Source organism: Streptomyces sp. NPDC048504, from assembly GCF_043200035.1.
GTDB lineage: Bacteria > Actinomycetota > Actinomycetes > Streptomycetales > Streptomycetaceae > Streptomyces.
On sequence record NZ_JBICXA010000010.1, the window covers coordinates 288330 to 312277 of the forward strand.

The following is a 23948-nucleotide window of genomic DNA, read 5'->3' on the forward strand; positions in this document are numbered from 1 at the left end:
GCTATGCCCGCGGTCCGAGCCGCATCGCATACCCCGCATGATGCAGCTCCTCGCCCCGGAACTCACCGAACGCCCAGAACCCGAGGTCGTCGAGGTAGTCGATGCGGTCGCCGTCGATCCAGTACCGGCCCTCGTAGGCGTGCGGCCGGCCGCCCCGGGTCTCGTCGTAGCGGCCGTCGGCGGTCAACTCCTGGTGCAGGAAGTCGTTTTCGTCGATCCAGACGCCGATGCGCGGGCTGCCGGTCAGGTCCTGGGCGGCCGGGATGCCCGCCTCGGGGGCGGTCGCGCGGCCGGGAGCGTGCGTGCCGGACCAGAGGACCGGCTTGCCGGCCGCTATCAGGGCGCGGACCTTCTCCGGGCGGGTGAGCAATGTGGCCACCGCACCCTGCGCATCCGGGGCGAACTCGTCCGGTACGACCAGCAGGTCGCCCGTGTTCCCCGGCGTCAACGTCCCTACGTACTCCGCGCGTTGGCCCCGTCCGCCGACGAGCGCGATCGTGTCCACCATCGCCGGAACCACCGTCATGCCCGTGCAGTCGACGACGATGGCGTTGTCGTCCCCCGCTGCCGTGATGATGCCCGGGCCGACGCCCACCAGCAGGGCGCCGACGAGCAGGACATCGGCCCCGCGCAGGGTTCCGATCAGCGGGTCCATGGTCAGGACCCGGGCGTTGGTGAACAGGACCGGGCGGCCCGAGTCGTTCGCGGCGATCTCGTCGAAGGCATTACTGTTCCAGGTCACGGTGTCCGTGTCGGCTTCCGTGCCGGTCTCCGTGTGGGTGACGCTCATCGTCCGCTCCTCGGGTGGGTCTCCAGGTGGTGCTGCACGGACAGCCTGGTCGCGCCTGAGGAACGCAACCAGGCTGCCCTTCACCCAGGTGTCACGCACCCACCTTGCCACTCAGCCCGCAGCCGCCGTGAGCGCTCCGAGCGCGCTGGCCTGCGTGCGCCAGTCGGTCTGGTTCGGGCTGGTGCCCGCCCAGCGTTCACCGAGGGCGTTGAGCGTGGACCGGTCCAGCGCCCACAGGGTGTCGGCCTGTTTCTGGATGTAGGCCTGGTAGGTGGTCGAACCGGTCGCCTTCGCCAGGTCGGCGAAGTTCCGCATGAAGATGCCCTTGAACTGCTTCTGGTTGTCGTCGCAGGACGCCGAGCCGACATCGCAGGACTCCGTCAGGACTCCGCCCACCGTCAGCTGCGAGCTGCTCATCGCCGCGTCCGCCAGCGTCCGGGCCGTGGTCAGCATCGAGCTGTCGCCGGTCGTCCTCCACAGTTCCGTGAAGGCGCCGATGGCCAGGCCCTGGTTGTAACTCCACACGGTGGAACCGTTGTTGGCGCAGGACGAGGAGAGCCCGTCGTTCACCAGACCCGCGGAGTTGATCATCCCGCTGGTCTTGTACCAGGCGGCCGACGTCTTCGCCCGCTGCAGCCAGACCGTGTCACCGGCGACGCGCTGGTGCAGCGCGGTGGTCAGCCACAGGTACTGCCCGTTCGTCACCGCGTTCTTGTAGGTCCGCTCGCGGTCCCACCACACACCGCCGCCGCAGGTACTGGTGTCCCAGTACTGCTGGACGTAATTGGCAATAGTGACGGCCTCGTTGAGATAGCGCGCGTCGTGCGTGTAGTCGTACGCGTCGATCCACGCGATCGCCCACCAGCCCGAGTCGTCGATCGACCGGCTGATGAAGTCGCCCTCGATCGCGTCCGAACTGCGCGTCCCGGCCGGGAAGACGCCCTTGTTCTGGTCGAAGGTGCGGGCGATGATCCAGTCGTAGTCGTGCGTGCCGGTCGTCTTCGCGAAGTCGATGACGGAGGTGAGGGTCGCCGCCGAGTTCCACCAACTGCTGGGCCACCAGCCGTTGTAGGGGTCGTACGACGTCATCAGCGCGTCCGCCGCGGCACGCGCCTTCGTCGGCACGGGCCGGTACCACGCCGTGCAGCTGCCCTCGTTGTGGCTCGCCTCCCGGCCGCAGGCGCGGACCGCGCCGCCGTAGAGGAGACCGCGCGGATCGCGGGCGGCGTACATCGCGGTGCGGGTCGTGGTCGCTCCGGACGGGGTGCTCGTCCGGCCGAGGGAGGAACCGTCCGGCCAGGTCGAGCCGCCGTCCCAGGAACGGTCCAACCAGATCTCGTCACCGGAGCCACCGGTGTCGATGCTTCCCCAGGCCATGGAGTTCTTCTGGTCCACGTGCAGCCGAATGGTGCGGCCGTACAGGGTGGTCGAGGGGACCGGCTGGTCGTCACCCGCTGCCTGGCCCGCGCTCGTACCGTCGCAGACCGCGTCGCAGACGGTCGGGTAGACCCAGTTCGTGCAGCCGACGCCGGCCGCGTCGCCGCAGGCCCGGACGAGGCCGCGCTTGTGGTCGCGCGGGTCGGTGATGTTGTACATCAGCGTCCTTGTACCGGTCCAGGTGCTCGGGATGCTCGCCTTGCCGAGCAGACCGTCCCAGGTGGCGCCACCGTCCCAGGACCGGTCCAACCACACCGCGTCGCCGCTCGTACCGTTGTCGATGCTGGCCCATGCCATGTCGTCGGCGTCGGACACATGGAGCCGGACGACCCGCCCGTTGAGGGTCTTGTCCGGAACTGGAAACGTTTCCTGTCTCGCCTGCGACGGGTCGAGCGTGTCACAGGCCAGGACGCACACCTGGGTGGCGGCGGACGCCGGCGACGCGACCGGGACCAGCGCCACGAACGCGAGAGCGGCCGTCAGCAGAAAGCTGAGGAACCGTGGTCTGACAACGATGTCGACATCATGTAGGGACACCGGAACTCGCCTCGATTTCACGATGGGGGGCGCTGGGTGTGAATGGATTCAGCCTCTGGATCAATGGTCCATACCTCTACCCGTCCTCGACGCAGTGAACCGGCTTGGTGCGACCCTGTCAATGTCGTAAGGTGCGCTTTTTTCGCGGGAGTTGAGGGCTGTCGTGATGGGTTGACACCCGCTCGCCCGGCGCCCATCATCGGTGCGAACTTCGGCGAGTCATCTCGCGTACCCGTTGCTCTTCCCCTTCCAGGCCCTCGCGGTCGATCTGTTTGAATCGATTCACATGCCTGGTTGCCCAGTTGAGCGGCTGGTTCCCCCACCGATCCGGGAGGCACTCATGCGCCGCCGCAGGCCACCGCAGAACCGAAAGCCCAGACCAGGGCGCCTAGTTGGGCTCACCATGACGGTGGCCGCCGCGCTGGCCGTGACCCCGGCCCTGTCCGCCGGGGCGGCGCCGACCAGCGCAACGCCGGCTCCCAAGGCGGCACTCGACGCCGTGAACTACTCGCCGACCTCCCGCACCCTCAAGCCGACCGCCGTCTACCGCACGTCCGGCAGTGTCGCGAACCCGACGAGCGTCCTCAACGGGCAGGCGACCCGGATCTCCGGCTCCCAGTCGGCCATCACGCTCGACTTCGGGAAAGAAGTCGGCGGCTTGGTAACGTTGTCATTCGGCAGTACCAGCTCCAGCGGTCAACGCGTCGGCCTGGCCTTCAGCGAGTCGTCCCTGTACGTGGGCAACAACAGCGACCGCAGCAGCGGCCGCGACGGCGAGGACGGCGCCCTCTACACCACACCCTCCGCCAACGGCGCCTACACCGTGCCCACCGCTCAACTACGAGGCGGATTCCGCTACTTGACGGTCTTCCTCGACAGCTCGGGCTGGGTGGACCTCAACGGCGTCAGCCTCAACTTCACGGCCGCACCGGGGAAGTCCAACCCGGCCGACTACGCCAACTACTTCACCTCCAGCGACGAGTTGCTCAACCGCATCTGGTACGCCGGGGCCTACACCGTGCAGTTGAACACCATCGCCTCCAACCAGGGCCGCGCCTGGCCCCCGCCCTCCTCGGCCTGGGACAACAGCGCCACCGTCGGTGTCGGCGACTCCGTGCTGGTCGACGGCGCGAAGCGGGACCGCACGGTGTGGCCCGGCGACATGGGCATCGCCGTCCCCACGCAGTACGCGTACTCCAACGACCTCACCTCGACCCGCAACGCGCTCACCACGATGTACAACGCGCAGTCGTCCGCGGGCGAAATCCCTTGGTCCGGGCCGCCGTTCAACCTCACCGGCTCGGACACCTACCACACGTGGACGCTGCTGGGGACGTCCACGTACTACACGTACACCGGCGACCGGTCGTGGCTGGACTCCGAATGGTCCAACTACAAGCGGGGGATGGCCTTCATCACCAACAAGATCGACGGCAACAACCTCCTCGACGTGACCCGCACCCAGGACTGGGCCCGGGTCGGCCAGGGCGGCGAGAACATCTCCGCCAACGCGCTGCTGTACGGCGCCCTCAAGGGCGGCGCCACCCTCGCCACGGTCGAGGGCGACAGCGCCCTTGCCGCGAGCTGGAACAGCAGGGCCGCCGCGATCAAGTCCGCCGCCAACTCCCTGCTGTGGGACGCCTCCAAGGGCATGTACAAGGACAACCCGAGCAGCGGTCTGTATCCGCAGGACGGCAACTCCCTGGCCGTCTGGTACGGGTTGAGCGACTCCGCGGCCAAGTCGAAGAGCATCATCACCGGGCTCGGCAACAACTGGGGCATCTACGGCCCGACCACGCCCGAATGGGGCGGCAACGTCTCGCCGTTCGCCGGCGGCATGGAGCTGAACGCCCGCTTCACCGCCAACGACGACTTCACCGCCCTGGACCAGATCCGCCGCACCTGGGGTCACATGCTCGACAGTGACATCGGCACGAAGAGCACGTTCTGGGAGGGCATCCAGTCCGACGGCGGCCTCGCGTACGGCGGTTCGTTCATGAGCCTCGCGCACGGCTGGTCCACCGCGCCCACCTCCACGCTCACCTTCGACGTGCTCGGCACCGCGCCCGAGTCGGCGACCGGCGCCTACCGCTTCGTCCCGCACCCCGGCGACCTGACCAGCGCCCAGGGCCGCATCACCATGCCCCAGGGCGCCATCAACGCGTCCTGGTCCCGCGACCCGTCGGCCGGCACCTACTCGGCCACCCTCTCCAGCCCGTCCGGCAGCACCGGCCGCATCGGCGTGCCGAAGCTCGGCGGCAACATCACGGTGACCGTGAACGGCGCGACCGTCTGGAGCAACGGAACCTTCACGCCCGCCGCCGGCATCACCGGCGGCAGCCAGGACGACACCTACGTCTACCTCACCGGCGTCGCCCCCGGCAGCTACACCGTCTCCGCCACCGGCCTCGGCAATCCGGCACCGCCCGCCGAACCCGGCACCGGCGCCCTGCGCGCGGGCTACACCCGGTGCGCGGGCGAGGGCGGCACCTGCTCCTTCACCGGCACCCGCTCGGTGGCCTACGGCGCCGGGACGTACACGTACAAGACGGCGGCCGGCAGCGCCGCCTGCTCGAACGACTCCTTCGGCGGCGACCCGGCGGCCAACCTCGTCAAGTCCTGCTACGTCGCCGACGTCGGCGGCCCGCCCGGATACACCGCCTGCGCGGCCGAGAACGGCACCTGCGGCGTGCCCGGTTACAACCGTGACGTGGCCTACGGCGCCAACGGCAACTTCGTCCACCAGGTCACCAACGGCTCCGTCGCCTGCACCAACGCCCACTTCGGCGATCCCATCGACGGCGTCGCGAAGTCCTGCTACCTGCCGCCCGCCGGTGCCCCGGCCGGTGGCTGGACCAAGTGCGCGGACCAGAACGGCACTTGTGCGGCAGCGGCGGGACAGCCGGTGATGTACGGCGCCTACGGGGCGTTCACCACGGCCACCGCCACCGGCGACACCGCGTGCACCGACGCCACGTTCGGCGACCCCATCTCCGGTGAGTCGAAGGCCTGTTACACCGCGACCGGCGGCCCGGTCGGCTACGCCACCAACTGCTCGGCGGAAGGCGGCACTTGTGCCTTCAGCGGGCAGCAGACCGTCGCCTACGGCGCCCGGGGCCGCTTCCTCTACAAGGCCTTCAGCGGCGGCGCGAGCTGCACGACGGCGGCCTTCGGTTCCGACCCGCTGCCGAACGTGAGCAAGTCCTGTTACCTCACGTCCTGAGCGGCCCCACGCATCCGGCAGCCTCCACTCCCCGCGTGACCGGAGGCTGCCGGATCACTCCGGATGGGCCACTGCCTCCTTCTGCAGGTGCACAGCGGCCAGCAGGCTCAGTCGCGGCTCCGCCTGGCGCAGCGCACGCACCGCCGCGACGGAGGTGATGTCCCCGTCGAAGCCGACGGCGGTCAGCCGGGACCTGACCCAACGGCCGCGCAGCCGGCTGTCGTTGGCGGCGGCGGTGGACTCGACGAGTGCGACGGCGCGTTCCAGACCGGGGCGCTCCCCGGGAGAGGCCCCGGCCAGTGCCTGGCGCAGGGCCGTCGCGACCACGTCGGCGTCCCGGATGGTCAGCACGAAGGTGTTCTTCTTGCTCAGTCCCGTGATTCCAGTCATGGGGCTCAGCCTGACCGTCATGTCCCGTGCGCGCCAAGCGACTTGAGGAGACTCAGAGACTCGGCTACGCGTCCTCGTCCCGCGCGGTCGACGCGAAGGCCAGCAGGGCCGTCGTGGTGAAGTCCAGCGAGGGCTCCACCGTCTGCCAGGCGCCCACGTCGTCCATGTACCGCGAGCCCTTGCCGTCGAAGTCGGTCCAGGCTCCCGACGGCGGGGCGGCGGTGCACTTCTTCATGGTGGGGAAGCGGTTCAACTCGGTCAGTCTGTCAGCCGCGTTGGGGCCGTTGACCACCGCGCCCCGCAGGATCGCGCCCTTGCCGTCGAGGCTGCCGCGGAGGTTGGCCAACTGGTGTTCCGGGCAGTGCGGGTAGACCTCGCCCGCGCCGATCATGAAGCTGGTGCCCCAGGGGTTGGCGCCGAGCGCCCAGCCCCGCTGCCGGCCGGCGAACGCGTCGTAGCGGGTGTCCCCGGTGGCCTTGGCGTAGAGGCGGGCGGTGGCCACCAGGCCGAAGGCGTGCGGTACGGCGTCGAAGTCGTCGTAGACCGCACCGGCACCGAACGGGTCGTGCTCGGCGTGATCCACCCCGTCCTCCAACTGGCGGCGCAGATCCTTGTTCAGGTCCGCAGCCCCAACTCCGTTGCTGCGGGCGCCGTCCAGAGCGGTGGTCAGGTCGACGTGGGCCAGGGCGCTGACGTCCGCGACGTTGAGGGTGCCCTTGACGTCGGAGTCCAGGTAGGCCTTGGCCCAGTGGGCCGCCTCGCCGGTCCAGTCGGCCTCCCGGCCGTCCCCCAAGTCCCCTGCGGCCAGGGCCAGTTCGGCACCCGCGAACTCCATGTCGTCCTGCCAGGAGTCCTCGGGATAGAAGGCGCTCGGGAAGGCGGTGACGATCGGCTCGTCGGGGTCGTGGTCGGTGTCGGCCAGGTCGTAGACGGCGGCGGCCTTCTCCAGCCACTCCCGCGCCTCGTCCGGGTCGCTGTCGGCCGTGCGCTGCGCGGCAAGGGCGAACACCGCGGCCACCCGTCCCGCCAGGCTCGGAGTGATCGGCTCGCCCGGCTTGTTGGCGCGGAACACCGGCCGGTGCTTGATCGTGTAGTCCGGGTCACCGGGCTCCACGTCGAGCCGGTCGTCGGCCTCCGGCAGCCGCCACACGTCGTGATCCGTCCGTACGGCGTCGTTGCCCGCGCCGATGCCGACCTGGGCGTAGAGCGTCTCGCTGTCCCCGTCCCACATCTTGTCCACCCACTCCAGACCGTGCTCGGCCTCGGCGGACAGCGACTCCATGTCCGGCAAGTCCCGTTCGGCGAGCAGGAGTTCGGCGGTGGAGTAGGAGGAGGTGCCGGTGAACTTGAGGAAGTCGCCCGCGTCGAACCAGCCGCCCGCGACATCGGCCGTGTCCCCCGTCGGGGTCAGGTGCTCGTCGAGCAGTTCCTCGCCCGCCTCGTCGTAGTGCGGGTCGGCGTAGACGGTCGCCTCCTCGTCGGCGAGATGGGACGGACCGTGGGACAGACCTCCGGACACCACGTCGGCGCCGTCGCGCTGCGCCTGCAGGAAGCGGACGTTGTCCCGGACGAGCGGGGTCATCAGCTCGCTCGCGTCGGCGATCCGGAAGGCGGGGGAGCGGCCGGCCGCGCTGCCGGACAGGACGATGCGGTACGTGCCGGGCTTGTCCAGCGCGGAGAGGTCGACGGTCCGCACAGACGGGAACTTGGCGTTCCAGTGACCGGTGACGGTACCGAGGCGACCCGCCGTGACCACCTTGTCCTTCGCGTCGACGACCTTGAAGCGCGCCCCCGCGAGCGCCTTCGTGGGCCCCATCACATACGCCTGTTTCGTCTCGCCGCGCACGTAGCCGACCTGGTCGACGCGGACGGCCACATGGGTGGCGGAAGGGGTGGCGGCCTCGCCGTAGACATTCAGACCGACGAGCACGGCGCCGATGCTCACGGCGGTGGTGGTGACCAGCATGACTGGGCTGCGCGATACGTTCATGCGCCCACGGTGCCGGGACCTTCATGAGATGAGGATGAGGATGCCGGGGGTGCGTCCGTCGGGAGCCGGAGTTCGGCGAGCAGGCCGCCGCCGGGGGCGTCCGCGAGACGGGCGGTGCCGTGGTGCAGACCGGCGACCCAGCGGACGATGGCGAGGCCCGCGCCCGTGCCTGGACCGGTCCTGGTGACTCCGCGCGCGAACACGCGTTCCCGATCCGCGAGCGGTACGCCGTCCCCGTGGTCGCGGACCGTGACCAGCCCCGGAGCGACGGTGACCTCCACCGGCGAACCGGCGGGGCCCCCGTGCCGCTGAGCGTTCTCCACCAGATTCCGCACCGCCTGCGTCAGCAGATCCGGATCGCCGCGCACCACCACCGGCTCGGCCGTCACCGTCACGCTCTCGTGGTCCGGCAGTTCCTCGACCGTGGTCTCCACCAACTGGTCCAGCCGCAACGGCACCAGCTCGACCCGCTGCGCCCCGGACTCAAGCCGCGCCCTGGCGAGCAGCCCGGTGACCAGCCGGCTCAGCCGGTCGACCAGCCGTAGCGTCTCGTCGGACGACCCGTTCCGCTCCACGACAAGGCGCAGCGTCGCGAGCGGCGTCCGCAGCTCGTGCGCCGCCTCGGCCAGGAACTGCTCCTGCTGGCCCAGCCCCCGAAGCGCGGGACGCATGGCCCGCCCGGACAGCAGATGTCCTACGGCCGCCGCGCAGCAGACCAGCGCCGTGCAGCCGAGGGCCAGCCAGCGCACGAGGAGGTCGTGATCGTGTTCGCTGCGCGCCAGTTCCGTGCCGACGAGTACCGCTGCCCCGATCCGGTCCCCGTCCCAGACCGGTGCCGCCGCCCACCGCAGCCGCCCGCCCTTGGTGGCGGACGCGCTGACTTGGACCGTTCCCTGCTCCTCCAGGACGCTGTGCCAGACCTCGTCCAGCTGGTCCGTGTCGGGCAGCGCCGACCGTCCGGGTACGACGTTCCGCACGGTCGGCGTCTTCCCCGGTGCCGCCTGCAACACCGCCAACACCTGGGCGCCCTGGGCGAGTTCGTCCTCGCGCAGCGGCTCCAGGTGCAGGACACCCGCGTCGAACCAGACCGCCCGCGACAGCCCCGCCGCGCGGCTGCCGACCTCGTGGTCCAGGCCGGAGCGGCGGGAGGCGGAATCGATCCGGATGGCGACCACGGCGAGTACGACGAGACAGGCCGCGGTCGTCGAGGCGAACAGGAGGGTCATCAGGCGGCGGGTGCGCCGGAGTCGGGCCACGGCGGGTGAGGTGCCGCGGCGGCTCATGCCTCGCCGCCCAGGCGGTAGCCGACTCCGCGCACCGTCGCGATCGGGTCGGGCGGGCCGAGGCGTCTGCGCAACTGGCCGATCAGGACGTCCACCACGTTCGACATCGGCTCGCTCGCCTCGTCCCAGCAGCTCTCGATGAGCTCGCTGCGGGTCACCACTTCGCCCGCGCGCAGCATCAGCAGTTCGAGCACCGCGAACTCCTTGGCGGAGAGGCTGAGCAGCACTCCGGACCGGGTGACCCGCCGACGCGGAAGGTCGAGTTCAAGGTCGCCCGTGCGCAGCACGGACGGCCGCGCGGGCTGCTCCCTGCGGCACAACGCCCTTACCCGTACGACCAGTTCGGCGAAGGCGAACGGCTTCACCAGATAATCGTCCGCCCCGTGCTCGAAGCCGGCCACCCGGTCGCTCACCGCGTCCATTGCCGTCAGCAGTAGGAAGGGCAGCGCCGATCCCGCCCGCCGGTGTGCGGCGAGCAGCGTGAGGGAGTCGCCGTCCGGGACCGAGCGGTCGGCCACGACACAGTCGTAGCGATGGACGGACAGCTTGATATCCGCCTCGGCCAGCGTGCGCGCGAGGTCCACCGCGAACCCCGCGTCACGCAGCTGAGCAGCGACGACGGGCCCCAGCTCGGGGTCGTCCTCCAAGACCATTACGCGCATGGGCCGGAGCTTAGGCGACGTCGGGCCGTGCTCCCGGATGCCGTACGCCGAGTGCGCGGCCCGCCGCCCTGAGTGATCAATTGCTGGGCACGGTGTCCTCGAACGTGGTGCCCGCGCCCCGGTACGCCGCGACCTTGGCGGCCACCTGCGCCGGCGTGAGGACCTGGTCCTTGACGTGCAGGACGTAGTCGACCTGCTCGTCGTAGGCGCGTGGGGTGGAGCTGGTGAGGCCGCCGAAGTCGATCAGCCACTGGTTGAAGTTGATCGACATCGGCCGCTCCGGGAGGTACGCGGCGTCGTGGGTGCCGAAGAGCTGGCCGTCGATGTAGTACTTGATGCTGCTGTTGTCGATGGTCAGCACCAGGTCGTGCCAGCCGTTGTAGCTCTGCCGGCCCTCGGTGTGCTGGTTGACCGCGATCCACGGGTCGGCCTGGTAGGTCTCCCAGGACGTCGTGTAGAGGATGTTGGACGTCTCGCCCCAGCCGCCGTTGGGGAGGTACTCGAAGTCGTACTCGGAGTAGTCGTCCGCCAACGGGGCCGTCAGGTCGTTGATGGTGAAGAACGTCTGGACGAGGTGGTCGCCGTCCGGTCCCGACTTGGGCGCGTCGTTGAACTTGACCCGGGCCGCGTAGGTGCCGTTCTTGAACTTCCGTGTGTTGGTGACGACTTCGGTCTGCTTGGTGCTCTCGCCGGTGCCGGACGTCGACGTCTCCAGATTCATCACGGAGTTGCCGCTCGTGCTGGCGAACGTGACGTTCTCGGGCGCCCAGGTGGCGCCGGAGACACCGGGACCGCCGGAGCTGGACCGCACGCTCCAGCCGTGCGAGGAGATCTTCGGGTCGTTGTAGGCGCTGTAGTTGAAGTCGTCGAACAGCGCGGCGCCGGTGGCCGGGGGATCTGTCGGCGGGTCGGTGGGCGGGTTCGTCGGGTCGTTGCCCGCGGGGGCGGTGCCCCACAACGTGGCGCCGGACAGCTGTGCGGTGACCTTGGACCAGTCGGCGTACGACGTCTGCGAGGCGCCGAAGGAGTAGTCGTCGCTCTGGTTCAGCGTCTGCCACGTCGACTGGTAGAAGCGCAGCTGCATGTCACCGGTGTCGGCGCCCGGCGCGAGCGTGCCCGCGCCGGAGGTGAAGCCGATCTCCAGGTAACGGTCCGCCGTGGCCGTCGGGTTGGCGAGTGTGCCGAAGGTGCCCGTGACGTTGGCACAGCCCTTGACGGCCCAGGAACACGCGAAGCGGTAACTCGCGCTCGCCGAGTCCGCCTTGAAGTAGTAACGGAGCTTGACGCTCGCCAACTGCACTGTGCTGGAGCCGGTGTTCTTCACCTTGAACCAGGGCTCGGACTGGTCGGCCGTGGCTCCCGTGGCGCTGGTGCGGTACTGGACGCTCAGCCCGTCGCCCGCCGCGCTCGCGGTGGACGGCATCGCGGTGAGCGCGGCGGCGCCCATGGCCACCGCGACGGCGGCGGACGCGGCGGCGCGCAGTCTGTTCTTCGCGAACCTCTTGTCGAGTCTCATGTCGTGCCTCTCCAGAAAGGTGGGGTGATTCCGGAACGGACAGGTGAGGGGCGGTACTTGAGGGGGTGGCAGTGGGAGGGGGGACGGCTCAGGGGCGGTACGGGACCCCGAGCGCGTCCAGGCGGGCCGTGTGGTCGTCGAGCCGGGAACGGAAGTCCACCCAGTCGGTCGCGCCGCCCCAGGCACGGTCGGCGAGGGCGCACAGGCGGGGGTAGGTGAGGTACTCGATGCGCTCGGGCGTCCTGACGAACTCGGTCCACAGCTGCGCCTGCGTGCCCAACACCCGCTCGGCCGCGCTCCGTTCGGCGCCTTCAGGTACAGGGTCGTGCGTGTGGACGGCGCGCAGATCGACGACGCCGCCGGGCTGGGCCGGGGGCTCACCCGGGTCCTCGGACTGGGCGTAGTCGAGATAGGTCGCCCGGTGGTAGGCGCTGATCACGGGGTGGCCGCGGCGCGCCGCCGCCAGGGTGTGCGCCGAGTCGCGCCACGTCATCACCGTGAAACCCAGGGGCAGTTCGGCCCCCGTCTCGGCCCAGCCGACCGGACGCCGTCCGTGTCGGACGAGGAAGTCGCCGATCTGCCCGAGGAACCAGCCGTGCAGGTCCGCGGGACTCGACAGGCCCTGTTCTGCGGCCCGTTCGCGGGCGTCGACACTGTGCGTCCACTCAGCGGTGGGGCACTCCTCGCCGCCGACATGGATGTACGGGGAGGGGAAGACGTCCATGACCTCGTCGAGGACCGTACGGCAGAAGTCGAGGACCTCGTCGTGGACGCCTAGGACGGTGTCGCACACGCCCCAGCGGGTCCAGACGTCCAGGGTGCGCTCGGGGTTGTTGCCCAGTTCGGGACAGGCGGCGAGGGCGGCCCGTACATGCCCGGGCATCTCTGTCTCCGGCATGACGGTGACTCCGCGAGCGGCCGCATGGCTCACCAGGTCGCCGAGTTCGGCCCGTGTGTACGAGCCTCCGTGCGGGACACCGTCGTACAAGTCGCTTCCGGCGGGGCCCACTTGGGACTCGGCGCGGTGACCGCCGATCTCGGTGAGCTTCGGGTAGGCGGACACCGGCATGCGCCAGCCCTGGTCGTCCGTGAGGTGCAGATGGAACACGCTGATCTTGTGCAGCGCCAACAGGTCGACGTACCGGCGCAGATAGGAGACGGGCTGGAAGTGCCGGGCCACGTCGAGCATCGCGCCGCGCCAGGGGTGACGGGGGAGGTCTGTGATCTCGACACACGGCAAAAGCCACTCCGTGTCGGGCTGCGGTGACTCCGACAGGGCCTGCGGGGGCAGGAGTTGGCGGATCGTCTGGAGACCGCGCAGCAGACCGGTGAGGTGCGCGGCACGCAGCAGTACGGCGTGCGGGGCGACGGTGAGTCCGTATCCCTCCTCGCCGAGACCGGCCAGTCCGGCGAGGCCGGGGTCGAGCGTGAGGGTCAACTGGCCCTCGGGGGAGGACGGCAGAGGCAGCCCGGTGGCGGGGGCGAGCAGGGTGCGCAGCAGGTCCGCGGCCGGTTCGGCGCCCGCGCCGATGTGCAGGGCGGTGTCGGCGTCGAGCGTGAACTGCCCCGGCCGGACAGCCGACTTGGTGGGTCTGGGGACGAGGGAGAGCACGGAACGCTGTGCGGGCATGGGGCGTCTCCGGGACGGGCGGGGCGTGTGGGGGAGGTTCACCTGGGTGGCATGCACGAACGGACATTTGACCACCTGACCAGTGAAGTCCACTGGACAGCTCACCTCTCGATGTGGGGATGAAGGTGGCATAGACCAATGCGGGCGTCAACCCCTCCCGCCGCAAGGGGACTTGGCGTGCGGGTCGGTACGGACCGGAAGGATCATCGCCCGGTGGTGGTTAGACTGCCCGGGTCAGCAGGGCGATTGCGGGCTACCGTTGGTCAACTGGTCAGGTGGTCAACCAGGGACTCCGCACATGAGGAGTGCGACATGAAGGCCGACGCGCCAGGTGCGGTACTCAAACGGGAGCGGGTCCGCGACTTCATCCTCGACCTCGTCGAGTCGCACCACCCGGGGGACGCGATCCCCTCCGAGCGCGTCCTCTGTGCCCAACTCGGCGTGTCCCGCCCGACCTTGCGCGCGGCGGTGGACGAACTCGTCGCCGCGGGGCTGCTGGTGCGGGAGCACGGGCGCGGCATGTTCGTGGCACCCGAGAAGATCACCCAGGAACTCGTCTCCGGCGAACAGACCATGACGGCACCTCAGGCCTCCGGCGCCTGGTCGAGCCGCCTGCTGGAGTTCACCACCGTCCCGGCCGGCGCCCGCGTGGGCCGCCGGCTGCGCCTCTCGCCCGCCGCCGAGATCGTGTACGTGGCCCGGCTGCGCCTGGTCGACGGCGCCCCGATGGCCATCGAGCACCTGCACATCAGGGCCGACCTCGTACCGGCCCTGTCCGCACGGGAGTTGGAGGCAGGGGACCTGTACGAACACCTCCGGGAACAGCACGGCGTCCACGTCCAGGAGGCGGTCCAGGCGATCGAACCGACCGTCGTCACCCGCGCCGAGGCCCAACTCCTCGACGTCCCGGAACTCTCCCCGGCCCTGCTCTTCGAGCGGCTGACGTCGGACACCACGGGCCGGCCCGTCGAATACGTCCACTCGATCTACCGGGGCGACCGCTACCGCATCGTCTCCCGCCTCACCCTCGGCCCCTCGGTGACGGTCCCGTCGACCCCGCTCGGCCACCATCCCGGCATCCCCCCGGGTGACTTCGCCCACCGGGACACGATCGCGGCGTCCACGCGGGGGGACATTCAGTCGGCGTCCTGAGGTGCGGGTGCGGGTGTGGTTCGCGCCCTGCTGACAGCGTCGTAGAGGGACTTCGGATCGTCGGCGTGCAGCCTGACCACCCGTACCGGGCGAGGCGCGCCGAGGAGCTTCGGCGCGTTGACCGGTTCGGTCAGTTCGAGGGCGAGGGAGGTCTGGGAGCCGATGGGGAGGTTCAGTTCGCCGTCCTTCTTCGTGTGCGTGAACAGCGACTCGCGCCGGACGGAGGCGATCAGGGCGACGGGGATGCGGATGTCGACGTGGGCCGGCTGCCGGACGCGCAGGACACCTCCGGCGAGGACGTGCGGCCGGGTGACGGCGGCCGCGTGCATACCGAGGACGAACAGGACGGTGTAGACGTCGACGACCAGCAGGACGGCGTGGACGACGGGCCACCTGGAGAGCAGGAACGACAGGGCGACCGTCTCTGCCACGCACACGAACGTGAGGCCGTACATCATGGCGGCCTGGTCACGGGCGTGCGGGAAGACCCCGTCGGCCTCGCCGACACCGTGCGGACGGCGTGCGATCCACCGGACCAGGCTCGCCAGGATCCGCGCCTCGTGCGCCACGGACCGCGCCACACGCTCGGGCACGAGCCGCGCGAGCGCTTGCCGCCGGGACAGCCCGAGCCGCCGTAGCCGCAGCCAGACGTAGACCTCGGCGCCGAGAAGCACCAACAGGAGCGGCTTGCCGCCGAGCACGACGGCGTCGGGCACCGGAACTCCGCTGAACAGGCAGACGACCAGGGCAAGTTGGGCTGGCACCGCGACGGCGCGCAGCGTGCGCAGGGCCGGTCCACGGGCGGGGACTTCGGGCTGGGGGAGGGGCGTCTGGATCTCCGACGTCGTCGTCATGACGGGTCTTCCTGTCGGTCTGACGGAGCTTCCTGGCCGTGCTTCGCGCACTGTCGGTGCTTCGCGAGTTCGATCGCGCGGCGCACCGCCGCCGACTGGGCCGGTGCCAGGTCCGCGAAGAGGGCGGCGGTGAGACCCTCGTCGGGTTTGTCGGGGAATCGTACGGCCAGGTCGTCGGGCAGGAGGGCCGCCAGTGCGGCGGCGGCGTGGGTCACCCCTGGGTCGTCCGTCTCCTTGTCGGCGAGGGCGTCCAGCAGGCCGTACATCTCGCCGGCGTGCTCAGCCATTCCCCGCAGCGTCTCCATCAACCGGACCCGGTCCGCCGCGGGGGCCACGGTGTCGAGGAGGGCCAGGATCTCGCGGTCCTTCACGGCCATGGGGGAGTCGGGCAGCTCGCCGAGGCCCGCCAGCAGCTCCGTGAGCTGCGGCGACAGCGGCGCTTCGGCGGTCAGCCGCCCGCCCCGCGCCTCGGCCAGCAGCGCGGCGAGCCGTAGACGCCGCTCCCGGATGACCGCTTCCTGCCTGCCCAGGTCCTCGTCCAACTCCTGAAGGACGTCCACCAGTTCGCGGCCCTCGTCGTCCGCGAGGACGTCCCGCACCTCGTCGAGACCGAGGCCCAGCTCGGTCAGACGCCGGATCCGGGCCAGCAGGACGGCGTCCCGGATGCCGTACTCGCGAGAGCCGTTGCTCCGCCGTACCGGTTCGGGCAGCAGCCCGAGATGGTGGTAGTGCCGCACGGCCCGAGGGGTGACCCCGATCAGGGCGGCGATCCCGCCGATTCGCATGCGTTCAGTAGAAACCCTGACGTTGCGACAAGGTCAAGGCGACTCGGGCGGCGGGTGGTGTGACGCGCGGTTCGTATCAGTGCCGGTGAGCAGGCCGGCGCACTCGGCACCCTGAACTGCCCCTGCCCGCCCTGTACTTACAGCTCCCCGGGCCGCCCGTACCGGTAGAAGAAGGGGCCGCCGATCTGACCGGCCAGCGCGCGGGTCAGGCCCGAGCTGTCCTCCAGGAGTCGCGCGCCCGGGTCGAGGTCGCCGACGTAGAGCGGGTCGAAGCCGGCGTCGGTGATGAGCTGCGCGGTGATGTCCTTCGCGGCCGGTTCGGCGGCGAAGAGGTTGCTCGGGGTGACTCGCTGGGTGCCGATCCGGTCGTACGCGGAGGCGAACACCGTGTTGAAGGACTTCGCGGTCGGGCCGCCGACGATCGACTTCACCTGGTGCGCGAGGGAGGGGAAGGCGGGGTCGCGCTCCGAGTAGAGGTTGGTCGCGTCGATGGTCACCTGGCCGTTCAGCCCGGTCACGCCGCTCAGCGCCTCGGCGATCTGGTTGCCGGGGACGGCCACGACCACCACATCCGCGTCCGAGGCGTCACCGCCGTCCCGGCCCAGCGCCCTGACCTCGTGCCCGGCCTTCTCCCACAGGCGGGCCAGGCCGCCGCCCACGTGTCCTCGTCCGATCACCGTGATGTTCATGTCGGCCTCCGGTCTGCCTGGGGTTCCCAGTCCTCGTTGACGTATCAACAAAACACCACTGATGTTGTCGTGTCAACCAATGCTGCCGGGGCGGGGGAGGAGCAGCGAGTGCTGTTCCTCCCCCGCCCTGAGGGGATGAGGGGTCTCAGACGGCCTGCGCGGTGGGCAGGATGGTGATCTCGGTGAGGTTGACGTGGCGCGGTACGGCGGCCATGAAGGCGACGGTCTCGGCGACGTCGGCGCCCTGGAGGACGTCGATGTCGTGGATGAGGTCGGCCATCAGCTTGGACGCGTCGGGGTCGGTGACGTGGTCGGGGAGCTCGGTGTCGACCATGCCGGGCTCGATGGTGGCCACGCGGACCATCTTCGGGCCGAGTTCCACGCGGAGGAGCCGGGTGAGGTGGCTGATGTACGCCTTGGTGCCGGAGTAGATCGAGAACTTCGTCAGGATGCGGGTGGCCGCGATCGACGAGGTGTTGATCAGGTCGGCCGGCTTGCCCGCGGCGGCGGACTCCGTCAGATGGGGGAGGAACGCGGCGATCACGTTCATCAGCCCGCTGATGTTGAGGTCGATCTGGCGCTGCCAGTCGTCGACCTTCAACTCCTCGATACCGGAGATGAGTTGGACACCGGCGTTGTTGAACACCAGGTCGGCCTTGCCGAAGCGCTCGGCGACCTGGTCGGCGGCGGCCTGGACGGCGGCGCGGTCCGTGACGTCGACGGCCAGGGCGAACGCGGTGCCGCCGGCGGCCTCGATGTTCTTGACCACACCTTCCAGACGCTCCTTGCGGCGGGCCAACACGACCACGGTGGCACCGAGTTCGGCGAGCCGTTCGGCGGTGACGGCACCCATGCCGCTGGAGGCGCCGGAGACGACGGCGACACGGCCGGAGAGGGGGGTACCGGTGAGCAGGGTGGAAGCAGACATCACAGAACCTCAATCACTCTGATGGGGACGGTGTTTGATGGCATGCCAGGTGGGGGTGCGTCAGGTGTGTCTGGTGGTGGCCGGTGCGGGTGCCCGAACTCGTCGGGGGCACGGGCGCCCGAACTCCTGGGGCCCGGGCGCCCGTTGTGCGTCAGGCGGCGTCGTCGTGCCCGGTGGCCGCGGACTTCTCGCGCCACGGGGCCAGGTCGTCCTGGACCTGCCGGTACTTGACCTCCAGCCGCTCCAGCGTGTCGCGGCCGAGGTAGAGGTGCGTCGGCAGCTTCTCGGTGCCGGTGACCTCGACGATGAGGGCGGCGCCCAGGACGGGGTCACCGAGCTGGGCGTGGTTGGCCCGGTCGATCCAGTCGAGCGTCACGTGCGCCGGGGTGTCGTCGTAGTCGGCGATGCGGTTCGCGGCGACCGAGAGGGAGCTGGAGTCGAGGAAGTCGGTGCGGAAGACGCCCGGTTCGACCACCATCGACTGGATTCCGAACGGCGCCATCTCGGCGGAGAGCGCCTCGCTGATGCCGGCGACCGCGAACTTCGACGCGGAGTACAGGCTGACCCCGGGCTCGCCCTCGAAGCCCGAGCGGGAACCGATGTGCACCAGCTTGCCGGAGCCCTGCTCGCGCATGACGGGCAGGACGGCGCGGGTGACGTTGATGAGGCCGAAGACGTTGAGGTCGAACAGCGACCGCGCCTCCGCGTCGGTGATCTCCTCCAGCGCGCCGAGCAGACCGCGGCCGGCGTTGTTCACCAGGACGTCGATACCGCCGAAGCGCTCCACCGCGGCCTCGACCGCCTGCGGGATGCTGTCGTTGTCCGTGACGTCCAGGGCGACGGCGAACACGTTGTCGGACTTCTTTAGGTCGTCGGGCACCCGCTCCGGATTCCGTACGGCGACCACGACATTGTTACCGCCTGCCAGTGCGGCCCGGGCGATTTCCGCGCCGATTCCGCGGGAGGCGCCCGTGACAAACCACGTAGCCATGGGGAAAACCTCTTTCGTCGTTTCCCCTTGTGGGGGGATTTCTTGTTGACGAGTACGAGTCTGTCCCTCTCGCACGGAGCTATGAAGGCAGCGGTTTTCCTGGGAGTCCCACACCCAGGAACGGGCGTCGGCCGGCGAAGTCGGTGACATGTCAACAACCTGGTACCGTGGGGCCATGTCCGAACCGCGATGGCTCACCCCCGACCAGGCCGACGTCTGGGCGAAGTACCGGAGAGTGCGCCGCGAGCTGCAACGCGCCCAGGACCAGCAGCTACAGCGCGACTCGGGACTCTCGGCCGCCGACTACGCCCTCCTGGCACCCCTGTCGGAATCCGCCGACGGAGTCCTGCGCGCGCGGGACCTCGGCGCCGAGGTCGACTGGGAGCGCAGTCGGCTGTCCCATCAGATCAGCCGCATGGAGAAGCGCGGGCTCGTCACGCGCGAGGCCTGTGTGGACGATGCCCGCGGTTCGATGGTGCGGCTCACGGAAAAGGGCCGGGAAATGATCGATGCCGCCGCACCCACGCATGTGGAGAACGTGCGGCGGCTTTTCTTCGACCCGCTCACCTCGGACGAGGTGCGCCTTTTCGGTGACTTCCTGGACCGAATACTGGGAGCGGTCGAGCGGGATTCCCGGTAATTCGTAACCTCGGGTTATTGCTGCGCGTCCTGCACCTCGGGCGCGCTGAGCGAACCCAGCAGGGCCAGGCCCTCCGCCGAGGGCGAGTCCGGCTCCGCCTGTAGGATGATGAGCTGCTGTCCGGGCGCGCTGCGGATGTTGAGCGCCTCGTGCCGCAGCTCCAGGTCGCCCACCACGGAATGGCGCATCTGCTTGACCTCGTAGGGCGGGACCCGGGTGTACTCGCGGGCCCACAGCGAGCGGAACTCGGGGCTGCGCACGGACAGTTCGCCGACGAGTTCCAGGATGCGGGGATCCTCGGGCGTGCTCGCGGCGGACTGCTGGAGATCGGCGACGGCGCGGTTCTTCGCCCGCTCCGGGTTCCGGTAGAACGTCTTCGCCGCCGGGTCCAGGAAGAGCATGCGCAGCACGTTGTCGTGCTGGGTGAAGTCGCGGTAGAGGGCGTCGGCCAGGGCGTTGGCCGCCAGCAGGTCCTGGGCGTGACCGATGATGAAGGCCGGCGTCCTGGTCCAGCTCTCGATCAGCTGCCGCAGGTGCGGGCGCACCCGCTCGACGCGGGACGGCGACTTCGTACGACGGCTTGTGGGTCGCGCCAGCCGGAACAACTCAAGCCGGTCCTCCTCGGGCAGCCGCAGCACACGGGCCATGGCCTCCAACACCCTTACGGACGGGCTGAGTTCACGTCCCTGCTCAAGTCTGCTGTAGTAGCTCGGGCTGACCCCGGCGAGCGCGGCGACCTCGTCGCGGCGTAGCCCGGGCACCCGTCGCCGGCCGGAGCCGGCCAGCCCCACGTCGGCGGGGCTGACGCGCTCCCGGCGGGAGCGGAGGAACTGACCCAGCCCTTCCACCGGGTCGGGGCGCACGTCGTCGTTGTACATACCGTCGAGGCTAGGCGGAAAACGCCCGGCGAAGTTCTGCCGACGGTGGGTGCGTTGCACCCAGGATCATGGCTCCCGGGGTGGCACGGAGGATCTGCAAGGCAGGTCGCCGGGTGGCACATCACGGTGTGTGAAGCGTGTGGAACCTGGTGCATTTGTGCACGAGCGGCCCTTCTCAACGATCGAAAAGCATCTAGTCTTGCCGCATGAGCAATGGGACCCCTTTGGGTGATTTCCTCCGGGCCCGCCGCGAGGCCCTCAAGCCCCAGGACGTCGGTCTGCCCGAGTACGGCCGACGCCGGGTGCCGGGACTGCGCAGGGAGGAGGTCGCACTGCTCGCCGGAGTCAGCTCCGACTACTACATCAGGCTGGAGCAGGGACGCGAGAACAGCCCCTCGCCGCAGGTCCTGGAGGCCGTGGCGCAGGCGTTGAAGCTGGACGCGGAGTCCGCCGACCATCTCAACCGCCTTTGTCTGACGCCCTCGCAGCGGCCGCACGACTGGGGTCAGGCCGATGTCAGCCCGCAGCTACTGCAGTTGATGGACGGGTGGGAGCACACTCCGGCGTTCGTGCTCGGCCCGGCGCTCGACATCCTCGCGGGCAACTCCCTTGCCACGGCGCTGCACAGCGGGTTCGACGCGTTCGACAACCTCGCCCGCAATGTGTTCGTCGATCCGGCGGGGCGCGAGTTCTATCAGGAATGGGACCGGGCCGCGCACTCCTGTGTCGCCGAACTCCGGGCCGCCTACGGGCACGATCCCGAATCGGCCCGTATCGCCGAGGTAGTCGATGAACTCTCCACGGAGAGCGAGGAGTTCGCGGGGCTCTGGCGGCTGCACGACGTCAAGAGCAAGTCCCAGGAAGGCAAACACCTCAAGCACCCGGACGTCGGCGACCTGCACATCGCCTTCGCCGCGTTCACGGTCAACGGCGCCCCGCATCAGCAACTCGTCGTCTACCAGGCCGAACCGGCCAGTCCGACCGCGGCCGCCTTCGAGACGCTGAGGTCGATGGCCACCGCGCCGAAGAAGGCCGGCGCGAACGCGAACACGTAGGCCTGGACGAACGCAAGCACGCAAGCCGAGGCTGGTCCTCCCGCACCCAGGAACACCGCGGCCTTCATACCGGCGCACCGTCTACCGAGACTCGAAGCGACAGACAGCGCGCCGGCCCCGCCGCAGGGACGCGCTCCGCACTACGAGGCGCTCGTCGAGACCGGCGAGTGCGTCGTCTCCGTCCCGACGGCGGAGATGGCGGCCACGGTCGTCGCGGAGTGCTTCGCCAACATCGAGTGCGGGGTTGCCGACACGACCCTTGTCGCCCCCTACAGCCTGTTCCTCCTGGAGCCGGTCCGCGCCTGGACCGACCCGTCGCAGCCCGCCCCGCGCCTGTTCCACCACCGCGGCGACGGCACCTTCACGCTCGACGACCCGACCGTCGATCTCAAGGACGCATGACCAAGTGGCAGTACCTTCTGTAAGCCCGCGGAACCTTCTGCAAGCCACCGGATCCCCTGGACACTGGAGACTCGACCATGCCCCGAGCAGTGACATTCTCGCGCTACGGCGGCCCGGAGGTGCTGGAGGTCGTCGAGGTGCCGCGACCCGAGGCGGGCCCCGGGGAAGTCCTCGTCCGGGTCGTCGTCGCCGGAGTCAATCCCGGTGAGGCCGGCATCCGGCAGGGTGTCTTCGCGGACATGTGGCCGGCCGTGTTCCCCGAGGGACAGGGCAACGACTTCGCGGGCTGGGTCGCCGAACTCGGCGACGGTGTGGGCGAGTTCGCCGTCGGTGACGAGGTCATCGGCTATATGCCGCGCGCCGCGCAGGCCGACTACGTCGTCTCGCCCGCCGGCCTCCTCGCCCCCAAGCCCGCCGACATCAGCTGGGAAGCCGCCGCTCCCCTGTCCGCGGTCGGGGTCACGGCATGGGCCGCCGTAGACGCCGTGGAACCGACGGCCGGGGACACGGTCGTGGTGTCCGGCGCGGCCGGCGGGGTCGGCTCCCTCGCCGTGCAGCTCGCGCGGCTGCGCGGCGCGACGGTCATCGGCACCGCCGGACCGCACAACGCCGACTTCCTGCGCTCGCTCGGCGTCGTCCCCGTCGAGCACGGCCCCGGCCTCGCCGACCGGCTGAAGGCCGCGGCACCCGACGGGATCGACGCGTTCGTCGACACCTTCGGCCAGGGCAACGTCGACATCGCCATCGCGCTGGGCGTGCCCCCGCACCGGATCAACACCCTCGCCGACGGCCGGGCCGTAGCCCGCTACGGCGTCCGCAGCAGGGCCCAGGAGGACGTCTTCACCCCTCAACTGGTCGCCGAACTGGCCGAACTGGTCTCCAAGGGACAACTCGCCGTCCCCATCAGCAAGGTCTACCCGCTCGAACAGGTCCAGGAGGCCTACCGGCAGGTGCAGCGGCGGCACACGCGGGGAAAGATCGTGCTCAGCCTGGTCCCGCCCGACGACCGCTCCGCACCACACGCCTGACGCCCCGACCGCACTCCACGGAGGACCCCATGCCCGTACGCCGTATCGGTCTCGTCGTCCACCAGGGACGCGAGACCGCCCGGGACGCGGCGGCCGCCGTGCACGCCTGGAGCGAGGCGCACGACGTCCGCTGCACGGAGATCGACGTGTGGGCCAAGGACCACCACCGCCGTACCGGACGCGAGGAGGCCGAGGCCGCGGGCAACCCCGACCTCGTCGTCACCCTCGGCGGCGACGGCACCTTCCTGCGCGGCGCCCGCATCGCCGTCAAGAGCGGGGCCGACGTCCTCGGCGTCGATCTCGGCAAGGTCGGCTTCCTCACCGAGGTCCCGGCCTGCGACATCGACGAGGCCCTCGACGCCGTGCACGAGGGGCGGGCCATCGTGGAGGAGCGCATGACGCTGACCATGCGTGCCTCCCGCCCGCTGGACATCCCCGAGGAGATGGAGGCCCTGCTGCGCTACGGCCGCGGCCCCGCCCTGCCGCCGCCGCAGGTCCGGCCCGAGACCACGGAGGGCGGCGGCTGGGGCTGCGCGCTGGACGTCACCGCGCTCAACGACGTCGTCCTGGAGAAACTCGCCCGCGACCGGCAGGTCGGCGTCGGCGTCTACCTGGCCGGACGCCTGCTGGCCACCTACTCCGCCGACGCGCTCGCCGTCGCCACCCCGACCGGCTCCACGGCCTACAGCTTCGCCGCCGGCGGACCCGTCCTCTCACCCCACATGGACGCCGTCGTCTTCACCCCGATCGCCCCGCACATGACGTTCAACCGCAGCGTGATCGCCGCCCCCGACGAACCGGTCGGCCTGCGCGTCCTGCCCCACTCCGGCCAGGCCATCGTCACCGTCGACGGCCAACTCCGCGGCGTCCTGGACCCCGGCGACTGGATCGGCGTCTTCCGAGCCCCCCAGCGCGTCCGCCTCGTCCGCCTGCGCCCGACGGATTTCTACGGTCGGCTGCGCGACCGGTTCCGGCTCACGGACGCCCCCGCCAACGCCCAGGACGGCCCCTCGGAACCGTTCTTCCGCCCGGACACCCCGGTCCCGGCGGACCTCGCGGGGATGCGCCTGCCGCCCGCCGCCGAGTAG

At 70.2% G+C, this 23948-nt stretch carries 21 protein-coding genes; 7 read left to right on the top strand and 14 right to left on the bottom strand.

Annotation, left to right across the window (positions count from 1 at the left end; genetic code table 11):
- Nucleotide 1 precedes the first annotated feature (1 nt).
- Nucleotides 2-790, bottom strand: coding sequence for an Atu4866 domain-containing protein (locus ACGFY9_RS25870; protein ID WP_393757851.1), 789 nt, complete (start codon nt 788-790; stop codon nt 2-4).
- A 111-nt stretch (nt 791-901) separates the two neighbouring features.
- On the bottom strand, nt 902-2764 hold the full coding sequence (locus tag ACGFY9_RS25875) for a glycoside hydrolase family 76 protein (RefSeq protein WP_393757853.1): 1863 nt from the start codon (nt 2762-2764) through the stop codon (nt 902-904).
- A 403-nt stretch (nt 2765-3167) separates the two neighbouring features.
- On the opposite strand from ACGFY9_RS25875, the gene ACGFY9_RS25880 reads away from it, so the two are divergent.
- The gene (locus tag ACGFY9_RS25880; protein WP_393757855.1) at nt 3168-5987 is read left to right on the top strand and encodes a trehalase family glycosidase; all 2820 of its coding nucleotides are present in this window, start codon (nt 3168-3170) and stop codon (nt 5985-5987) included.
- 54 nt (nt 5988-6041) lie between these two features.
- On the opposite strand, the gene ACGFY9_RS25885 is transcribed toward ACGFY9_RS25880, so the two are convergent.
- From ACGFY9_RS25885 to ACGFY9_RS25910, 6 genes are all read right to left on the bottom strand, one after another.
- Nucleotides 6042-6377 (bottom strand): hypothetical protein, encoded by a 336-nt coding sequence (locus ACGFY9_RS25885; protein ID WP_393757856.1) that lies wholly within the window; start codon nt 6375-6377, stop codon nt 6042-6044.
- A gap of 64 nt (nt 6378-6441) precedes the next feature.
- Nucleotides 6442-8367 carry a glycoside hydrolase family 9 protein gene (locus tag ACGFY9_RS25890; RefSeq protein WP_393757858.1) on the bottom strand — a complete coding sequence of 642 codons (1926 nt, stop codon included), beginning with the start codon at nt 8365-8367 and terminating at the stop codon, nt 6442-6444.
- Complete coding sequence (locus tag ACGFY9_RS25895; protein WP_393757860.1) at nt 8364-9650, bottom strand: sensor histidine kinase; 1287 nt, start codon at nt 9648-9650, stop codon at nt 8364-8366. Before ACGFY9_RS25895 ends, ACGFY9_RS25890 begins: the two co-directional genes overlap by 4 nt.
- Nucleotides 9647-10312 carry a winged helix-turn-helix domain-containing protein gene (locus tag ACGFY9_RS25900; protein ID WP_393757862.1) on the bottom strand — a complete coding sequence of 222 codons (666 nt, stop codon included), beginning with the start codon at nt 10310-10312 and terminating at the stop codon, nt 9647-9649. The genes ACGFY9_RS25895 and ACGFY9_RS25900 overlap by 4 nt, the downstream gene beginning before the upstream one ends.
- 76 nt (nt 10313-10388) lie before the next feature.
- On the bottom strand, nt 10389-11828 hold the full coding sequence (locus ACGFY9_RS25905; RefSeq protein WP_393757864.1) for a cellulose binding domain-containing protein: 1440 nt from the start codon (nt 11826-11828) through the stop codon (nt 10389-10391).
- Nucleotides 11829-11916: 88 nt separating this feature from the next.
- Nucleotides 11917-13458, bottom strand: a complete 1542-nt coding sequence (locus ACGFY9_RS25910) for a beta-N-acetylhexosaminidase (protein ID WP_393757866.1) — start codon at nt 13456-13458, stop codon at nt 11917-11919.
- 312 nt (nt 13459-13770) lie between these two features.
- On the opposite strand from ACGFY9_RS25910, the gene ACGFY9_RS25915 reads away from it, so the two are divergent.
- Nucleotides 13771-14610: a GntR family transcriptional regulator gene (locus ACGFY9_RS25915; protein ID WP_393757868.1), complete on the top strand. Its 840-nt coding sequence runs from the start codon at nt 13771-13773 to the stop codon at nt 14608-14610.
- Here the strand turns inward: ACGFY9_RS25915 and ACGFY9_RS25920 are convergent.
- From ACGFY9_RS25920 to ACGFY9_RS25940, 5 genes are all read right to left on the bottom strand, one after another.
- Nucleotides 14595-15464 (bottom strand): hypothetical protein, encoded by an 870-nt coding sequence (locus ACGFY9_RS25920; protein ID WP_393757870.1) that lies wholly within the window; start codon nt 15462-15464, stop codon nt 14595-14597. The two genes, ACGFY9_RS25915 and ACGFY9_RS25920, sit on opposite strands and share 16 nt — an antisense overlap.
- Nucleotides 15461-16249 carry a MerR family transcriptional regulator gene (locus tag ACGFY9_RS25925; RefSeq protein WP_393757872.1) on the bottom strand — a complete coding sequence of 263 codons (789 nt, stop codon included), beginning with the start codon at nt 16247-16249 and terminating at the stop codon, nt 15461-15463. Before ACGFY9_RS25925 ends, ACGFY9_RS25920 begins: the two co-directional genes overlap by 4 nt.
- 137 nt (nt 16250-16386) lie before the next feature.
- Complete coding sequence (locus ACGFY9_RS25930; protein ID WP_393757874.1) at nt 16387-16938, bottom strand: dinucleotide-binding protein; 552 nt, start codon at nt 16936-16938, stop codon at nt 16387-16389.
- Nucleotides 16939-17083: 145 nt separating this feature from the next.
- Complete coding sequence (locus ACGFY9_RS25935; protein WP_393757876.1) at nt 17084-17866, bottom strand: SDR family oxidoreductase; 783 nt, start codon at nt 17864-17866, stop codon at nt 17084-17086.
- 151 nt (nt 17867-18017) lie between these two features.
- Complete coding sequence (locus tag ACGFY9_RS25940) at nt 18018-18857, bottom strand: SDR family NAD(P)-dependent oxidoreductase (RefSeq protein ID WP_393757878.1); 840 nt, start codon at nt 18855-18857, stop codon at nt 18018-18020.
- A 175-nt stretch (nt 18858-19032) separates the two neighbouring features.
- Here ACGFY9_RS25940 and ACGFY9_RS25945 point away from each other — a divergent pair, with 175 nt between their 5' ends.
- Nucleotides 19033-19497, top strand: coding sequence for a MarR family winged helix-turn-helix transcriptional regulator (locus ACGFY9_RS25945; RefSeq protein WP_393757880.1), 465 nt, complete (start codon nt 19033-19035; stop codon nt 19495-19497).
- Nucleotides 19498-19511: 14 nt separating this feature from the next.
- On the opposite strand, the gene ACGFY9_RS25950 is transcribed toward ACGFY9_RS25945, so the two are convergent.
- Nucleotides 19512-20375, bottom strand: a complete 864-nt coding sequence (locus ACGFY9_RS25950) for a helix-turn-helix transcriptional regulator (protein WP_393757882.1) — start codon at nt 20373-20375, stop codon at nt 19512-19514.
- Between the two features lie 206 nt (nt 20376-20581).
- Between ACGFY9_RS25950 and ACGFY9_RS25955 the strand changes: the two genes are divergently transcribed.
- The 4 genes from ACGFY9_RS25955 to ACGFY9_RS25970 all read left to right on the top strand — a co-directional run bounded on the left by ACGFY9_RS25955 (nt 20582) and on the right by ACGFY9_RS25970 (nt 23948).
- Nucleotides 20582-21430, top strand: coding sequence for a helix-turn-helix transcriptional regulator (locus ACGFY9_RS25955; RefSeq protein WP_393757884.1), 849 nt, complete (start codon nt 20582-20584; stop codon nt 21428-21430).
- 195 nt (nt 21431-21625) lie between these two features.
- Entirely contained in the window at nt 21626-21832 is a 207-nt protein-coding gene (locus ACGFY9_RS25960) for a hypothetical protein (protein ID WP_393757886.1), read from the top strand.
- A gap of 77 nt (nt 21833-21909) precedes the next feature.
- Entirely contained in the window at nt 21910-22860 is a 951-nt protein-coding gene (locus ACGFY9_RS25965; protein WP_393757888.1) for an NADP-dependent oxidoreductase, read from the top strand.
- Nucleotides 22861-22889: 29 nt separating this feature from the next.
- Nucleotides 22890-23948: an NAD(+)/NADH kinase gene (locus tag ACGFY9_RS25970; protein ID WP_393757890.1), complete on the top strand. Its 1059-nt coding sequence runs from the start codon at nt 22890-22892 to the stop codon at nt 23946-23948.